The sequence below is a fragment of the Pseudomonas sp. UBA6315 genome (assembly GCF_002438125.1).
Taxonomy (GTDB): Bacteria; Pseudomonadota; Gammaproteobacteria; order Pseudomonadales; family Pseudomonadaceae; genus Aquipseudomonas; species Aquipseudomonas faucium.
The window spans coordinates 1-15,341 of record NZ_DJTF01000208.1; the positions used below are offsets into that span (position 1 = coordinate 1).

Below are 15,341 nucleotides of genomic sequence, written 5' to 3' on the forward strand. Positions count from 1 at the left end.
GGGTGAAGAACTTCATGAAGGCCCTGGGCATGCAGTCCGGTGAGGCCATCGAGCACCGCATGGTCACCAACGCCATCGAAAAGGCGCAGCGCAAGGTCGAAGGCCGCAACTTCGACATCCGCAAGCAGCTGCTCGAATACGACGACGTGGCCAACGAACAGCGCAAGGTGATCTACCACATGCGCAACAGCCTGCTGGCTGCCGAAAACATCGGCGACACCATCGAGGAGTTCCGCAAGGAAGTGCTCGACGCCACCATCAGCCAGCACATTCCGCCGCAGTCGCTGCCCGAGCAGTGGGACGTGGCCGGCCTGGAGGCTTCGCTGAACAGCGACTTCGCCATGAAGCTGCCGATCCAGCAGTGGCTCGACGAGGATGACCACCTCTACGAAGAGACCCTGCGCGAGAAGCTGCTCAAGGAAATCACCGACGCCTACACCGAGAAGGAAGACCAGGCCGGTATCGACGCCCTGCGCACCTTCGAGAAGCAGATCCTGCTGCGCGTGCTCGACGACCTGTGGAAAGACCACCTGTCGACCATGGACCACCTGCGCCACGGTATCCACCTGCGTGGCTATGCGCAGAAGAACCCGAAGCAGGAATACAAGCGCGAGTCGTTCACCCTGTTCCAGGAGCTGCTCGAGTCGATCAAGCGCGACACCATCCGCGTGCTCTCGCACGTACAGGTTCGCCGCGAAGACCCAGCCGAGGAAGAAGCGCGCCTGCGCCGCGAAGCCGAAGAACTGGCCAGCCGCATGCAGTTCCAGCACGCCCCGGCGCCGGGCCTGGAAAGCGAGCAGCTGAGCGAGGAGGGTGCTGAAGTGGCCGTGGCCGCAGCCCCGGTGCGCAACGAGCAGAAGCTGGGCCGCAACGAGCCGTGCTGGTGTGGTTCGGGCAAGAAATTCAAGCATTGCCATGGTCAAATCGAGTGATCTGACCTGATTGCTGTATCGTGACAAACCTGGGGGCCGCATTGCGGCCCCCTTTTTCCATATTCACCGTATTCTAGGAGCGCTCTAATGGCTGTTGGTCTTGGTCCTTTGCCCACCCTGCACCCGGTTTCGGGTTTTGAACTCGGCATCGCATCCGCGGGCATCAAGCGCCCGGGGCGCAAGGACGTAGTGGTGATGCGCTGTGCCGAAGGCTCCAGCGTTGCCGGCGTGTTCACCCTCAACGCGTTCTGCGCCGCGCCCGTGATCCTCTCCAAGCAGCGCGTGCAGGGCACCGTGCGCTACCTGCTGACCAACACCGGCAACGCCAACGCCGGCACCGGCGCGCCAGGCCTGGCCGCTGCCGAGCGCACCTGCGCCAAGCTTGCCGAGCTTGCCGGGGTACCGGCCGAAGCGGTGCTGCCATTCTCCACCGGTGTGATCGGCGAGCCGCTGCCGGTGGAAAAGATCGAAGGCGCCCTGCAGGCTGCGCTGGACGACCTGTCGGAAAACAACTGGGCTGAAGCCGCCACCGGCATCATGACCACCGACACTCTGCCCAAAGGTGCCAGCCGCCAGTTCCAGCACGAAGGCGTGACCGTCACCGTCACCGGCATCAGCAAAGGCGCCGGCATGATTCGCCCGAACATGGCGACCATGCTCGGCTACATCGCCACCGACGCCAAGGTCGCGCCGGCTGTGCTCAAGGACCTGATGCTCGACGGCGCCAACAAGTCGTTCAACCGCATCACCATCGACGGCGACACCTCGACCAACGACTGCTGCATGTTGATCGCTACCGGCAAGGCCAACCTGCCGGAAGTCACCGAAGCCAGCGGCGCACTGTTCGACGCGCTGAAAAAGGCGGTGTTCGAGGTGTGCATGGAAGTGGCCCAGGCCATCGTCCGTGACGGCGAAGGCGCCACCAAGTTCGTGACCGTGCAGGTCAACGGCGGCGGCAACCACCAGGAGTGCCTGGACGTCGGTTACGCCGTGGCCCACTCGCCGCTGATCAAGACCGCGCTGTTCGCCTCCGACCCGAACTGGGGCCGTATCCTCGCGGCCGTAGGCCGTGCCGGCGTGCCGGAGCTGGATGTCAGCCTGATCGATGTGTACCTGGACAACGTCTGCATCGCCAGCCAAGGCGGCCGCAGCCCGAGCTACACCGAGGCGCAAGGCTCGGCAGTGATGGCCCAGGAAGAGATCACCATCCGCATCGAGCTGGGCCGTGGCCAGTGCAGCGAAACCATCTGGACCACTGACCTGTCCCACGAGTACGTGAAGATCAACGCCGAATACCGTACCTGATTCAACGGCCTCATCGCCGGCAAGCCGGCTCCCACAACAGCACCGCAAAACCTGTGGGAGCCGGCTTGCCGGCGATGCTCAGCCGCAAAATTTCAAAGAAGTGGAGCCGACCCATGAGCTATCACCTGATCATCGGCGACAAGCTGTATTCCTCCTGGTCGCTACGCGGCGCCCTGGCCCTCGAGCTGGCTGGCGTGCCCTACGAAGAAACCCTGATCAAGCTGAACCAGCCCGACACCCGCCAACGCCTTCTCGCCTTCTCCGCCACCGGCAAGGTGCCGTTGCTCAAGACCGAGCACGGCGTGATCGCCGACTCGCTGGCCATCGCCGAATACCTCAACGAACAGCACCCCCAGGCGCAGCTCTGGCCGGCGGATACGGCCGCCCGTGCCCTGGCCCGTTCGGCCTGCGCGCAGATGCACAGTGGCTTCTTCGCCCTGCGCGGGGCGATGCCGTTCGACCTGTCGCGCGACGAAGCGCTGGAGGCCATCCCGTTGGAGGTGCAGGTCGACATCGACCGTATCGTCGCGCTGTGGTCCGAATGCCGCTTGGTGACCAAGGACAGCGGGCCGTTCCTGTTCGGCAAGCCGACCCTGGCCGACGCCTTCTTCGCCCCGGTGGCCGTGCGCCTGCGCGGCTACCGCGTGGACGTGCCGGCAGCGGCGGCAACTTATATCGAGACCATTTACCAGTGGCCGGCCTTCAAGGCCTGGCAGCAAGCTGGGCTGGCGGAGCGTGAAGGGTGAAACGCATTCATGTAGTAGCTGCCGTGATTCGCGGCACCGATGGCCGGATCCTGATAGCCCGGCGCGCCGATAGCCAGCACCAGGGCGGCCTGTGGGAATTCCCCGGCGGCAAGGTGGAGCAGGGCGAGAGCGTCGAAGCCGCGCTGGCCCGTGAGCTGCGCGAAGAACTGGGCATCGAGGTGACCCGCTCGCGGGCGCTGATCAAGGTCAGCCACGATTACCCGGACAAGCAGGTGCTGCTGGACGTGCGCGAAGTCCAGGCATTTTCCGGCGAACCCCACGGCGCCGAGGGCCAGCCGTTGGCCTGGGCCGCCCCGCGGGAGCTGGCGCAATACGACTTCCCCGAGGCCAACAAGCCGATCGTCGCGGCGGCGCGCCTGCCGGACCAGTACCTGATTACCCCGGACGGCCTGGAAGTGCCCGAGATGCTCAAGGGCATCCAGCGTGCGGTGGCTTCAGGCGTGCGCCTGATCCAGCTGCGCGCACCGGACATGTACGACCCCAAGTACCGCGACGTTGCGGTGGATGCGGTTGGCCTGTGTGCGGGCAAGGCGCAGTTGATGCTCAAGGGGCCATTGGAATGGCTGGGCGACTTCCCGGCGGCTGGCTGGCACCTGACTGCGGCGCAACTGCGCAAGTACGCCGCCAAGGGCCGGCCATTCCCGAAAGACCGCTGGCTGGCGGCGTCGTGCCACAGTGCCGAGGAACTGGCGTTGGCCGAGCAGATGGGGGTGGATTTCGTCACCTTGTCGCCGTTACAGCCGACCCAGACCCATCCTGAGGCGCAGCCGCTGGGTTGGGATGAGGCGCAGCGGTTGATTGCCGGGTTTACCCACCCTGTGTTCCTGCTCGGCGGCGTTGGGCCGTGCGACCGGGAAAAGGCCTGGGAGGCTGGGGCTCAAGGGGTTGCCGGGATTCGGGCGTTCTGGCCTGAGGCCTGAGCAACTGGGGCCGCTGTGCGGCCCAATCGCCGGCAAGCCGGCTCCTACAAAAGAGATCCTGTGGGAGCCGGGCTTGCCGGCGATTGGGCTGCAAAGCAGCCCCCGCTATTTCAACCCTGCGGTTTTTGCGCAGGCTGCCAAAGCACCTCAGCCACCCCCTGCCGCCGCCCGATGATCCGCGCTGCCACGAACAACAGATCGGACAGCCGATTGATATACGCCAACCCCACCCCCTCCAGCGGCTCCACGGCATTCAACTGCTGACACCGCCGCTCGGCACTGCGCGCCAGGCTGCGGCAAACATGGGCCTGGGCAATCAATGCCGAACCACTGGGCAGGATGAAGTTCTTCAGCGGCCCCAGCTCCTCGTTCCACACATCGATGGCCGCCTCCAGGCGCTCGACCTCTGCCTGGTTCAAGGCCTGATAGCTGGGCATGGCCAGCTCCCCACCCAAGTCGAACAGGCGGTGCTGGCAAGGCGCCAGAACCGCCCTCAGCTCATCCAGCCCCTGCTCCGCCAGCCCGGCGAGCAATAGCCCGAGCTGGCTGTTAAGGCTGTCCACCTCGCCGATCGCTTCGATCCGCGGATGGTCCTTGGGCACCCGGCGGCCGTCGCCCAGGCCGGTTTCGCCCTTGTCGCCGGTGCGGGTGTAGATCTTCGACAGGCGATAGCCCATGTCATGCCTCCGTGGTGGTCGGCGTCGCCGTTGTCGGCTGGCCGAGGGGCAGGCGCAGGGTGAAGCAGGTGCCCTGGCCGGGCGTGGACTGCACTTCCATCTGCCCCTTGTGGTTGTTGGTGATGATGAAGTACGAAACCGACAGGCCAAGCCCGGTGCCCTGGCCGATTTCCTTGGTGGTGAAGAACGGCTCGAAGGTGCGCTTGCGCACCGCTTCGGGCATGCCGATGCCGTTGTCCTCGACCTGGATTTCGGCCCAGGGCGGGTTGAGCCGGGTACGCAGGATGATGCGCCCGGGCTCGCTGGGCTGTGGCCGTTGGTGGATGGCCTGCGCGGCGTTCTTCAACAGGTTGAGCAAGACCTGCTCCAGTTCGTTGGCGGTGCAGGGCACCGGCCCCAGGGCAGGGTCGAACTGGCGGACGATGGCCTGGCCCTTGAAGTCGAAGCCGATGGTCAGGTCGAAGTCGTTGCCGGCGATGTCCACCGCCTGGTCGATCAATGACGGCAGGTCGCAGGGCACCAGCTGGCGGTTGCTGCGGCGGCTGAAGCTGAGCATGTGGGTAACGATCTTGGCGGCGCGGGCGCCGGCCTGCTGGATGCCATCGAGCAGTTGCGGCACTTCGCGGCTTTCCAGGTAGCGGTTGACGCTCGGCAGGTCGATGCCCAGCTCGCTTGCCTGCTCCTGGTTGCGCGGCAGCTCCGGCGACAGGCGCCGGCGGATGTTCTGCACGTTGTGCAGAATTGCCCCCAGCGGGTTGTTGATTTCGTGGGCCATGCCGGCGGCCAGGCCGCCGACCGAGAGCATTTTTTCCGACTGCACCATCATTTCTTCCAGCGACAGGCGCTGGGTGATGTCGTCGATGCGGATCACCACGCCACGCCCGCCACCGCCCATCAGCGGGTAGAAGGTCAGGGCGTAGTGGCGCAGGTCGTCGTCCTTGGGCCAGGTGACCCGCTCGATCTTCGCCACCCGGTGCTTTTCCACGGTCTCCTTGAGCTGCGGCAAAAACGGCTTGAGCGGCTCGAAAGCGATGAACACCGGCTGGTTCAGCGCCTCGTCCAGCGGCGTGCCGGAGAGCACCGTGGCTTCGTGGTTCCACTGCGTGACGTAGAGCTGTTCGTCGAGGGCGATCAGCGCCGAAGGCATGGAGTCGATGATGCTGTTGAGGTAGTTCTGAAAGCCTGTGAGCTTTTTCTCGATCTTGCTGCGCACCTGGACTTCCAGCTCCAGCTTGCGGTTGGTGTGGCGGGTTTCCTCGGCCAGGCCCTGGGCCTGGTCGTAGGCCATCTGGAACTCGTCACGGGTGCGCTTGAGCTGCTGCTCGCGGGCTTCGATGCGCGACAGCATGGTGTTGAAGGCCTGTGCCAGGCTGCCGATCTCGTCGTCGTTGCCGCGGGTGGCGCGCAGGGCGTAGCTTTCTTCGCGGGTGACCTGGCGGCTGAGCTCTTCGAGCTGGTTGATCGGTTGGGTGATCAGGCGCTTGATCTGCCGCGCGATCACCAGCCACAGCAGCACGCTGAACACCAGGATCGCCAGGCTGGCGCTGAGGGTGCCGGTGTAGAAGGCGGTCGGCAGTTCGCTGCTGGCCACCAGCAGCAGGTGTGCGGGGGGGCTGGCTTCGCGTGGGATGCGGATGAGCTGGGTGCTGCGAAACTCCATCAGGCGCCAGCTATCGATATTGCGGTAGTGCTTGGGCAGGGCCAGCGCTTCGCCATGCTGTAGCTGCGCCAGCAGGCGCCCATCGCCGCCATAGACGGCGGCGGCGCGCAGCGGCGTGTAGCTGTCCAGTTCCTTGAGCAGGGCGGTGGCATTTTCCGTGTTGTCACCGGCGCGCATCGACAGCTGCGGGTTGGCCACCAGCCGGCCGATGGTCTGCAGGGCCTGGGGCGCCATGCTCTCCTGGGTGATCCAGTAGGCGGCGCTGATGAAGGTCAGGTTGGCAACCAGCAGGATGGTCACCAGCAGCACCAGCAGGGCGGCCAGCAACTTTTGCCCGACCGGGAGGTTTTCCAGGCGTTGGCGCAGGGTCATGGGCTAGGCAATGTCCGTATCCGGTTGTAGGGCTGCGTCAGGCGCAGGGCAAGTCACGGGCTCGCAGGTTATCGACCAGCCGCTGGTGCAGGTGTTCCAGCTGTGGCAGCACCATGGCGTGGCGCGCTGCCGCCCGGCAGGCGTGGCCAAGCAGGTAGTGCACCTCGGTGCGCCGGCCGGCACGCACATCCTGGTACATGGAAGAGTAGTTGGCGGCGGTGGCGAGAATCACCCGTTGCACTTCCTCGCTCAGGTCATCGGCGGCCTTGGGCTGGCCGCAGCGTTGCAACAGCTGGCCAAGTTCGGCGCACAGGCTGTCGATTTCGCCCAGGTGCCCCAGCAGGCCGCCGTTCTGGCAGTCGTGCAGCACGGTCAGCGGGTTGATGGCGCAGTTCAGCGCGAGCTTGCGCCACAGGCGGGTGAGGATGTCCACCGTCCATTCGGCGGGGATGCCGGCGTCGCCCAGGTCGTCGAACCATTGCGGCAGGGCAGGGTTGGCCGGGTCGCCCAGCCAGTTGAACCCTTGCCCGGCAAAGCGTACCCGCCAGTCGTCCTCGCGAAACGCCCCTTCGGTGCTGGAGGCGAAGATGCAGCGGGCATGGGGCACCTGGTCGGCGACTTCGTCCTGGCTGCCCAGGCCATTTTGCAGCAGCAAGATCTCGGCGCCCTCGGCCAGGCGCGGGGCCAGGCGGGCGACGGCAGGCGCGGCGTCATAGGCCTTGCAGGCCAGCAGCAGGCGATGAATCGGCCCGCTGGCGTCAGCGGTTTCGGCGGGGATCGCAAAGCGCGTGGCCTGGTCCTGTTCGGCCAGGGTCAGGCCGCCGGCCTGCTGGTAGGCGGCGAGCCGCTGCCGGTCGCGCAGGATCAGCCGGGTTGCCTTGCCGGCCCGTGCCAGGCGGCAGGCCCAGAGGCTGCCGAGGCTACCGGCGCCGAGAATATGCCAGGTGCTGCTCATCTGCGTTTCGCAACCCGTTATAATGAGTCCGCATTTTAACCTTCAAACCCCGCGCGCTCCATCGTCACGCCGAGCGCGCTTTTATTTTGGGAGATCAACCATGCCGTCGTTCGACGTGGTATCGGAACTGGACAAGCACGAAGTGCAGAACGCTGTCGAAAACGCCATGAAGGAGCTCGACCGCCGTTACGACCTCAAGGGCAAGGGTAGCTTCGAGTTCAAGGACAAGGAGCAGACCGTGATGCTCACGGCCGAGGCCGAGTTCCAGCTCGAGGCGATGATCGAAATCCTGCGCCTGGCCCTGGTCAAGCGCAAGATCGACGTCAAGTGCCTGGAAACCAAGGACGCCTATCCCTCCGGCAAGGAGATGAAGCAGGAAGCCAAGTTCCGCGAAGGCATCGACAAGGACCTGGCGAAGAAGATCGTCGCCCACATCAAGGACGCCAAGCTCAAGGTCCAGGCCTCCATCCAGGGTGAGCAGGTGCGTGTGACCGGCAAGAAGCGTGATGACCTGCAAGAGGCCATCGCCGCCCTGCGCGCCAAGGAATTCGACATGCCGCTGCAGTTCAACAACTTCCGCGACTGATCGAAGCGTTGCCGGAACCCCGATGGCGCAATGATGTCCATGGGGTCCATGGCCGCGCAAATGCGCGCGGCCCGATTTACGTGTACGTGCCGCTCGGCATCAGGAGATGAATATGGATTTGAATGCTGAGGTGGATCAGCTGGTCCGCCAGTCGCAGACCTGGATCCCGATGATCATGCAATACGGCAGCCGGCTGTTGCTGGCGCTGCTGACACTGGCCATCGGCTGGTGGTTGATCAACAAGCTCAGCGCGCGCCTTGGCAAGCTGGTCGGGCTGCGCGCCGACGTGGCGCTGCAAGGCTTCATCAGCACCTTGGCCAACATCGTGCTCAAGGTGCTGCTGATGGTCAGCGTGGCGTCGATGATCGGCATCGAGACCACCTCGTTCGTCGCGGCCATCGGTGCTGCCGGCCTGGCCATCGGCCTGGCCTTGCAGGGCAGCCTGGCGAACTTCGCCGGTGGCGTGCTGATCCTGATGTTCCGCCCGTTCCGCATCGGTGACTGGATCGAGGCCCAGGGTGTGTCCGGCACCGTCGACAGCATCCAGATCTTCCACACCGTGCTGCGCACCGGTGACAACAAGACCGTGATCATGCCCAACGGCAGCCTGTCCAACGGCATCATCACCAACACCAACCGCCAGCCGACGCGCAAGGTGGTGTTCGACGTGGGCGTGGACTACGAGGCCGACCTGCAGAAGGCGCGCAACGTGCTGCTGGAGCTGGCGCAGGACCCACGGGTGCTGCCAGACCCGGCGCCACAGGCGGTGGTCGCGACCCTGGGTGACAGCTCGATCACCGTATCGCTGCGCCTGTGGACCAAGACCAGCGACTACTGGGATGTGATGTTCATGCTCAACGAGCATGCCCGTGACCGGCTGAAGGCCGAGGGCATCGACATTCCGTTTCCGCAACGCGTGATTCGCGTGGTGCAGGAGGCGGCGGCGCAGTAAACCGCGCCGTTGCAGCAGGGGCCGCTGTGCGGCCCAATCGCCAGCAAGTCGGCCCCCACAGGGTCTTCGTCAAACCCCTGTGGGAGCCGGCTTGCCGGCGATTGGGGCGCGCAGCGGCCCCATGCTTTTACACTTGTTCACAGCCAAGCCCCGGAATTTCTGGCATATAGCCTGACCCCACCTGTCTTTGCCTGAACGCCATCATGAAACCACTGCTGTACATCACCCCCCTCAGAGCCCTGCTGTTCGGCCTGACCCTGGCCCTGTTCGAGCTGCTGACCTACCTCGCCAGCGACGCGGTCATGCCAGCCATGCCGGTGGTGGTCGATCACCTGAACGCCAGCCCGCAATACATCCCGCATGCCTTGAACCTGTACCTGCTCGGCGGTGTGGTGCTGCAGTGGCTGATCGGCCCGCTGGCCGACCGCTATGGCCGCCGCCCGCTGCTGCTGGCCGGTTGCGCGTTCTTTGGCGTGGCGTGCCTGGCGACTTACTGGGTGCAGGACATCGGCCTGTTCAACCTGCTGCGCCTGCTGCAGGGCATTGGCCTGGGGTTTGTGGTGACCGTCAGCTACCCGGCGCTGAACGAAGCGTTCAGCGAGGCCGACGCGGTACGGATGATGGCCCTGCTGGCCAACATCGCCTTGCTCTCGCCGCTGCTGGGCCCGCTGGTGGGCACCTTGATGCTGCAGTGGCTGGACTGGCGCTGGCTGTTCGTGGCGTTTGCCGTGGGCGCGGTGCTGTGTTGGCTGCTGCTGTACCGGCTGATGCCGGAAACCCTGGGGGTGGAGCGCCGCGATGGCTCGCGCCTGGCGTTCACGCCCATCCACCTGCTGCCGCTGCTCGCCGGCTACGGCCAACTGCTGGCCAACCGCAAGTTCGTCGCCGGCAGCGCGGCACTTGGCCTGGTCGGCCTGCCGCTGATCGGCTGGATCGGCCTGTCGCCGGTATTGCTGATCCACGATGAGGGCCTGAGCACCATGGCCTACGCGCTGTGGCAGCTGCCGGTGTTCGGCGGGCTGATCCTGGGCAACCTGATCATCAACCGCATCGCCGATCGCTACCCGCTGGCGAGCCTGGTGCGTGGCGCCTTGTGGCCCTACCTGGCCGGCTTGTGCCTGCTGGTGCTGGCGACCTGGTACTGGCCGTCGGTGACCAGCGTGGTCGCGGGCATGTCGCTGTACGCACTGGGCCTGGGCGTGGCCAACGCGGTGCTGTACCGCATGACGCTGTTCTCCAGCGAGCAGAGCAAGGGCTTGGTGTCGGCGATGCTGGGCATGATCACCATCGCCTTGCTGGGGCTTGGCGGTGCGCTGATGGCGATGATCGGGGCCGGTGCCAGCCTGCTGCACTTTGCCCTGGCGGCAGGGGTGGCGGGGGCGCTGGCGCTGTGGCCGTTGTGGTTTGTCGTGGGTGGGCGGCCTGGGGAAGGGGCTGTGGCGCAGTAGGATTTGTGCTGCCCCTATCGCCGGCAAGCCGGCTCCCACAGGTATTTCACAAGGCTTGAAGCCTGTGCGTCAGCTGTGGGAGCCGGCTTGCCGGCGATAGGGCCAATGCGCTTTTCAGGGCCGCTCGGCCGCCGAGTTCTCTACCGGCACCTGCTTCCCTCGCCCAACTTCCTGGCGCCAGTGCAAGGCGATCAGGATCAGTGTCGGCACACCCAGCAGCGCGGTAATCATGAAGAAATCGTGGTAACCGAACTTCTCCACCATCACCCCCGAATAGCCGCCGATCAGCCGCGGCAACAGCAGCATGATCGAGCTCAGCAGCGCATATTGCGTGGCCGAGAACTTCAGGTTGGTCAGGCTCGACAGGTAGGCGACGAACGCCGAGGTGGCCAGGCCTGAGCTGAAGTTGTCCAGGGAGATGGTCACCACCAGCATTTCAAGGTTCGGGCCCATGTCGGCCAGCATCACGAAGAGGATGTTGGTGGCCGCCGAGGCTGCGCCGCCGATGAACAGGATCGGCAGGATACCGAAGCGCACGATCAGCAGGCCGCCGACACCGGCGCCGACCAGGGTCATGATCAGGCCGAAGATCTTGCTGACGCTGGCGATCTGGTCCTTGGTGAAGCCCATGTCGATGTAGAACACGTTGGCCATCACCCCCATCACCGTGTCCGACATGCGGTAGGTGGCGATCAGCCCGAGCAGCAGCAGGGCTTGCCAGCGGTAACGGGCGATGAAGTCGTTGACTGGCGTGAGCACCGGCGCCAGGCCGCGGCGGCCCAGGCTCGACAGGCACGCCCAGGTCAGCAGCACGTAGAGGATCAGGCGCAGGAACGCACGGTCTTCGAGCAGCAGGTCAAGCGGCGTGGCATCGCCGGAAATCACGCTGGACCAGCCGGTGTTGAACATCTGGGTGAAGCTGGCAGGCACCGACACCAGCAGGATGATCAGCACGAACACCGAGGCCATCTGGTGCATCAGGCCATAGCGGGCGGCCGAGAGCTGGGTGCGCATCGGCACCGGCGGCTCGCGCATCACCAGGGTGGTGAACAGCGCAGGCACCATCAGCACGCCGAATAGCACGTAGGTGCCGGCCCAGGCCTTATGCAAGTAACTGAAACCGGTGGAGCCGAACCATTCGGCGAAGACCAGCGCACCGGCGGTGGCGAGCAGGGCGGCCACCCGGTACCCGGCCATGTAGCTGGCAGCCAGGGCTGCCTGGCGCTGATCGTCGGCGATCTCCAGGCGATAGGCATCCACCGCGATGTCCTGGGTGGCCGAGGCGAAGGCCACCAGCACCGCCAGGGCGATCAGCCAGGAAAGGTGTTGTTGCGGGTCGCACAGGCTCATGCCGACCAGGCCGATCACCACCAGCGCCTGCGACAGCAGCAGCCACGAACGGCGCCGCCCCAGGCCGCCCAGCAGGGGCAGGCGCCATTGGTCGAGCAGCGGCGACCAGACCCACTTGAAGGCATAGGCCAGGCCGATCAGGCTGGCGTAGCCAATGGTCTCGCGGGCCACGCCCGCTTCGCGCAACCACACAGAAAGGGTCGAGAACACCAGCATGTAGGGCAGGCCGGCGGCGAAGCCCAGCAGCAAAAGTACCAGGGTAGACGGGCTGGCATAGGCGGCAAGCGCAGCGCGCCAGGTTTTACGGGGCATGGGCCAACATCTGCCTCAAATTTGCGAAAACAAAGCGCGCACTCTAACCGCTGTGCTCCATTGGGCGCCAGCCATGGCGCGTCATATCCACACGATTATTGGTTACATTGACGCCCTCCGCACGCAGCCGTGCACGTTGTTCATCTCCGCCCGGCGTACCCAGCGCCAGGCTCAGCCGGCCACCGGCACCCAGCACCCGGTGCCAGGGCAGGCGGGTGTCGCCGGGCAACTGGCCGAGGGTGCGGCCGACCCAGCGCGCCGCGCGGCCCAGCCCGGCCAGTTCGGCCAATTGCCCATAGCTGACCACCTTGCCCTCCGGCACCTGGCCAAGCACCGAATACAGGGCCGTTCGTCGGGCCTCGGGGCTGTCCAGGGCATGCTCATACGGCTCAGACATCAGGGCAGCCCTGGCCTGGAATGAAACCGGACGAATGGTGGCGGCAGATGAGAGTTGAACTCAATGGCATGTGCTCGGTCTGTCCTTGCTCTGGTCGTTGGTATCTGGATAATGCCCGGCTTTTTTCGTCGAATCGAACCCGTAGCCCGCTTATGTATTCTAGATCGTTGTTGTGCCTGTTGACCGCCTCCCTGTGTGCCGCCCCGGCCTTCGCCGATACCGTGTGGATGAAGAACGGCGACCGCCTGAGCGGCAAGATCCGCCTGTTCGATGGCGGCAAGCTGCTGCTCGAGACCCCTTACGGCGGCTCGATTTCGCTGGACTGGAAACAGGTGCAGACGCTGGAGAGCGACCAGGAGCTGCTGGTCAAGCAGGATGCCTACAACGGCGAGAAGGCCAAGTCGCTGAAGGCCGCCGAGGCGGGCAAGGTGACCCTGGCCAATGGCGAGGCGCCCAAGACCGTCGAGCTGGCCAGCATCCAGCAGATCATGAAGCCCAAGCCGCTGGTCGAGGATTTCCTGTGGAAGGGCAATGTCGACGTGGCCATGGACTACAAGCGTGCCGAAAGCGACAGCGACGACTACGACATCGACTTCAAGACCACCGCCCGCCACGGCCGCTGGCGGCACAATGCCGAGGGCGAGTACAACCGCGAGTCCAAGGACGACGTCACCACCACCAACAACTGGAGCGCCGAGTACGCGCTCGATCGCTTCCTCACCGAGAAGTGGTTCTGGCAGGGGCGCCTGGAGTACAAGCGTGACCACATCGAGGACCTGTCGCGCCAGCGCACCGTGGGTACCGGCCCTGGCTACCAGTTCTGGGATGACGAGCTGGGCGCCTTCTCGCTCGGCTCGCTGGTCAACCGCACCGACTTCGAATACCAGGATGGCGCCAAGGACAACTTCTATTCGGCCGCGGTCAAGTGGGACTACACCCGCTACCTGATCGGCAAGAACGTGCAGCTGTTCACCAACGGCGAGGTCGCCAAGCCGCTGGGCGGCGTTGCCAACTACTCGCTGGATGCCGAGGTCGGGCTGCGCTACAAGGTCACCGAATGGGCGTCGCTCAACCTCAAGGCGGAGAAGGACATCATCAGCGGCACCCACGAAAGCGACCTGGACAAGACCCGCTATACCGCAGGCTTCGGTGTGACCTGGTAAGGCAGGCCAGCTGAGCTGGCAGTGGCAGCGGCGGGTGATAATGCTTATCTTGTCACCCATCCAGTCCGCCGCCAGGAGCGCCCTCAGTGAGTACCAACGCCATTCGCCCCGCCCGGGAGCTGCTGCTCAAGGAATACCGCGGCGTGCTTTCGACCCATTCCAAGTCGATGCCCGGTTTCCCGTTCGGCTCCGTGGTGCCTTATTGCCTGGATGCCCAGGGCAACCCGCTGATCCTGATCAGCCGCATCGCCCAGCACACCCACAACCTGCAGAAAGACCCCAAGTGCTCGCTGCTGGTGGGCGAGCGTGAAGCCGAGGACGTGCAGGCCGTTGGCCGCCTGACGGTGATGGCCGAGGCGCACAAGCTGGTCGATGACGCCGCCATCGAGGCCGCGGCCGAGCGTTACTACCGTTACTTCCCCGATGCCGCCAACTATCACAAGGCCCATGATTTCGATTTCTGGGTGCTGCAGCCGGTGCGCCATCGCTATATCGGTGGCTTCGGCGCCATCCACTGGCTCGACCAGGTGACCCTGGCCAACCCGTTCGCGGGCAAGGCCGAGGCCAGCATGATCGAGCACATGAACAGCGACCACGCCAGCGCCATCGCCCATTACGTCGAGCTCGGCGAGCTGCCGCGCGGCACGCCGGCAGAGATGGTCGGCATCGACAGCGAAGGCATGCACCTGCGTATCGGCCAGGGCATTTACTGGCTGCCGTTCCCACGTGTTTGCAATACGCCGACACAAGTTCGCGAAGCCCTGGTTTTGCTGGCGCGCGCCGACCAATGGCCGGCTGCGACTGAAGTCGAAGCTTGAAAATGCGAATGCACGCATCCATGTGATGGTCTTACAGGAAGGTTGTCTTCCATCGAGGAATGCTTTGATGCGTGCTTTTCTATTGCTGTTTCTCCTGTTCCCTGTGCTGGAGCTGTTCGTTTTCGTCAAGGTCAGCGCGGCCATCGGGTTCTTCCCGGCGCTGCTGCTGATCATCGCGGGTTCCGCCCTGGGTGTGCTGGTAATGCGTGTGGCCGGCCTTGCCACCGCCCTGCGTGCCCGCGAGAGCCTGCAGCGCGGCGAACTGCCCGCCGAGGACATGTTCCAGGGCCTGATGCTGGCGGTCGGTGGTGGCCTGCTGCTGCTGCCGGGCTTCATCAGCGACGTGCTGGGCGTGCTCTGCCTGCTGCCATTCACCCGCCGCCTGGCTGCGCGCAAGATGCGCGAGCGGGCCGAGGCCCAGGCCATGCGCCAGCGGGCGTTTCAGGATGACCCGTTCCAGGCGCAGCCCCGCGACAGCGGCCATCGGCCGAACGTGATCGAAGGCGAGTACGAGCGCCGCGACAAGTAAACCCATCACCCCTGGGGCCGCTGAGCGGCCCCAGTCTTTTTGTGTGTGTGAAAAAATTTCCAGGGCAAGCCTTGTAATTGAATATGGCGGCCTCATGTATGTGGTCACCGCAAGGTTTCTGGTGTTGCACCAGACATGACACAGGTGGTTCGCCCGTTGCGAGCCACCCCCGGCACCGCCGGACCGCATCAACCCGCC

15 protein-coding genes are annotated in these 15,341 nt (G+C 65.0%); 10 read left to right on the forward strand and 5 right to left on the reverse strand.

Going from position 1 to position 15,341, the window contains the following annotated elements:
* From B3E94_RS24795 to B3E94_RS24810, 4 genes are all read left to right on the forward strand, one after another.
* Positions 1-932: SEC-C metal-binding domain-containing protein (locus B3E94_RS24795; RefSeq protein ID WP_286915587.1), on the forward strand; the 932-nt coding region annotated here is incomplete at its 5' end.
* Between the two features lie 87 nt (positions 933-1,019).
* Positions 1,020-2,237: a bifunctional glutamate N-acetyltransferase/amino-acid acetyltransferase ArgJ gene (argJ, locus tag B3E94_RS24800; protein ID WP_286915588.1), complete on the forward strand. Its 1,218-nt coding sequence runs from the start codon at positions 1,020-1,022 to the stop codon at positions 2,235-2,237.
* 113 nt (positions 2,238-2,350) lie between these two features.
* A complete protein-coding gene (locus B3E94_RS24805) occupies positions 2,351-2,983 on the forward strand; it encodes a glutathione S-transferase family protein (protein WP_286915589.1) in 633 nt (210 codons plus the stop codon).
* Positions 2,980-3,924, forward strand: coding sequence for a Nudix family hydrolase (locus tag B3E94_RS24810; RefSeq protein ID WP_286915590.1), 945 nt, complete (start codon positions 2,980-2,982; stop codon positions 3,922-3,924). The genes B3E94_RS24805 and B3E94_RS24810 overlap by 4 nt, the downstream gene beginning before the upstream one ends.
* 110 nt (positions 3,925-4,034) lie before the next feature.
* Here B3E94_RS24810 and B3E94_RS24815 read toward each other — a convergent pair whose 3' ends face one another.
* The 3 genes from B3E94_RS24815 to B3E94_RS24825 are packed head-to-tail and all read right to left on the reverse strand — an operon-like array spanning position 4,035 to position 7,588.
* The gene (locus B3E94_RS24815; protein WP_286915591.1) at positions 4,035-4,601 is read right to left on the reverse strand and encodes a cob(I)yrinic acid a,c-diamide adenosyltransferase; all 567 of its coding nucleotides are present in this window, start codon (positions 4,599-4,601) and stop codon (positions 4,035-4,037) included.
* A gap of 1 nt (position 4,602) precedes the next feature.
* Positions 4,603-6,633 (reverse strand): sensor histidine kinase, encoded by a 2,031-nt coding sequence (locus B3E94_RS24820; protein WP_286915592.1) that lies wholly within the window; start codon positions 6,631-6,633, stop codon positions 4,603-4,605.
* Positions 6,634-6,670: 37 nt separating this feature from the next.
* On the reverse strand, positions 6,671-7,588 hold the full coding sequence (locus B3E94_RS24825) for a putative 2-dehydropantoate 2-reductase (RefSeq protein WP_286915593.1): 918 nt from the start codon (positions 7,586-7,588) through the stop codon (positions 6,671-6,673).
* A 100-nt stretch (positions 7,589-7,688) separates the two neighbouring features.
* On the opposite strand from B3E94_RS24825, the gene B3E94_RS24830 reads away from it, so the two are divergent.
* The 3 genes from B3E94_RS24830 (at position 7,689) to B3E94_RS24840 (ending at position 10,574) form a co-directional block, all read left to right on the forward strand.
* Positions 7,689-8,174 (forward strand): YajQ family cyclic di-GMP-binding protein, encoded by a 486-nt coding sequence (locus B3E94_RS24830; protein WP_176512412.1) that lies wholly within the window; start codon positions 7,689-7,691, stop codon positions 8,172-8,174.
* 112 nt (positions 8,175-8,286) lie between these two features.
* Positions 8,287-9,126, forward strand: a complete 840-nt coding sequence (locus B3E94_RS24835) for a mechanosensitive ion channel family protein (protein ID WP_236235239.1) — start codon at positions 8,287-8,289, stop codon at positions 9,124-9,126.
* 203 nt (positions 9,127-9,329) lie between these two features.
* Complete coding sequence (locus B3E94_RS24840; RefSeq protein ID WP_176512414.1) at positions 9,330-10,574, forward strand: MFS transporter; 1,245 nt, start codon at positions 9,330-9,332, stop codon at positions 10,572-10,574.
* Positions 10,575-10,688: 114 nt separating this feature from the next.
* Here B3E94_RS24840 and B3E94_RS24845 read toward each other — a convergent pair whose 3' ends face one another.
* Positions 10,689-12,236 (reverse strand): AmpG family muropeptide MFS transporter, encoded by a 1,548-nt coding sequence (locus tag B3E94_RS24845; protein ID WP_286915594.1) that lies wholly within the window; start codon positions 12,234-12,236, stop codon positions 10,689-10,691.
* 43 nt (positions 12,237-12,279) lie between these two features.
* Positions 12,280-12,633, reverse strand: a complete 354-nt coding sequence (locus B3E94_RS24850) for an MGMT family protein (RefSeq protein ID WP_236235238.1) — start codon at positions 12,631-12,633, stop codon at positions 12,280-12,282.
* Between the two features lie 152 nt (positions 12,634-12,785).
* Here B3E94_RS24850 and B3E94_RS24855 point away from each other — a divergent pair, with 152 nt between their 5' ends.
* From B3E94_RS24855 to B3E94_RS24865, 3 genes are all read left to right on the forward strand, one after another.
* The gene (locus B3E94_RS24855; RefSeq protein WP_286915595.1) at positions 12,786-13,796 is read left to right on the forward strand and encodes a DUF481 domain-containing protein; all 1,011 of its coding nucleotides are present in this window, start codon (positions 12,786-12,788) and stop codon (positions 13,794-13,796) included.
* 86 nt (positions 13,797-13,882) lie between these two features.
* Positions 13,883-14,614 carry a HugZ family protein gene (locus tag B3E94_RS24860; RefSeq protein ID WP_286915596.1) on the forward strand — a complete coding sequence of 244 codons (732 nt, stop codon included), beginning with the start codon at positions 13,883-13,885 and terminating at the stop codon, positions 14,612-14,614.
* A 67-nt stretch (positions 14,615-14,681) separates the two neighbouring features.
* Positions 14,682-15,143, forward strand: a complete 462-nt coding sequence (locus B3E94_RS24865; RefSeq protein ID WP_176512420.1) for an FxsA family protein — start codon at positions 14,682-14,684, stop codon at positions 15,141-15,143.
* Positions 15,144-15,341: the final 198 nt, after the last annotated feature.

What these genes read in the sequence shown, in the direction of transcription:
- argJ (WP_286915588.1), top strand. Translation starts at nt 1,020, where the DNA reads ATGGCTGTTGGTCTTGGTCCTTTGCCCACCCTGCACCCGGTTTCGGGT.
- B3E94_RS24805 (WP_286915589.1), top strand. Translation starts at nt 2,351, where the DNA reads ATGAGCTATCACCTGATCATCGGCGACAAGCTGTATTCCTCCTGGTCG.
- B3E94_RS24815 (WP_286915591.1), bottom strand. Translation starts at nt 4,601, where the DNA reads ATGGGCTATCGCCTGTCGAAGATCTACACCCGCACCGGCGACAAGGGC.
- B3E94_RS24820 (WP_286915592.1), bottom strand. Translation starts at nt 6,633, where the DNA reads ATGACCCTGCGCCAACGCCTGGAAAACCTCCCGGTCGGGCAAAAGTTG.
- B3E94_RS24825 (WP_286915593.1), bottom strand. Translation starts at nt 7,588, where the DNA reads ATGAGCAGCACCTGGCATATTCTCGGCGCCGGTAGCCTCGGCAGCCTC.
- B3E94_RS24830 (WP_176512412.1), top strand. Translation starts at nt 7,689, where the DNA reads ATGCCGTCGTTCGACGTGGTATCGGAACTGGACAAGCACGAAGTGCAG.
- B3E94_RS24835 (WP_236235239.1), top strand. Translation starts at nt 8,287, where the DNA reads ATGGATTTGAATGCTGAGGTGGATCAGCTGGTCCGCCAGTCGCAGACC.
- B3E94_RS24840 (WP_176512414.1), top strand. Translation starts at nt 9,330, where the DNA reads ATGAAACCACTGCTGTACATCACCCCCCTCAGAGCCCTGCTGTTCGGC.
- B3E94_RS24845 (WP_286915594.1), bottom strand. Translation starts at nt 12,236, where the DNA reads ATGCCCCGTAAAACCTGGCGCGCTGCGCTTGCCGCCTATGCCAGCCCG.
- B3E94_RS24850 (WP_236235238.1), bottom strand. Translation starts at nt 12,633, where the DNA reads ATGTCTGAGCCGTATGAGCATGCCCTGGACAGCCCCGAGGCCCGACGA.
- B3E94_RS24855 (WP_286915595.1), top strand. Translation starts at nt 12,786, where the DNA reads ATGTATTCTAGATCGTTGTTGTGCCTGTTGACCGCCTCCCTGTGTGCC.
- B3E94_RS24865 (WP_176512420.1), top strand. Translation starts at nt 14,682, where the DNA reads ATGCGTGCTTTTCTATTGCTGTTTCTCCTGTTCCCTGTGCTGGAGCTG.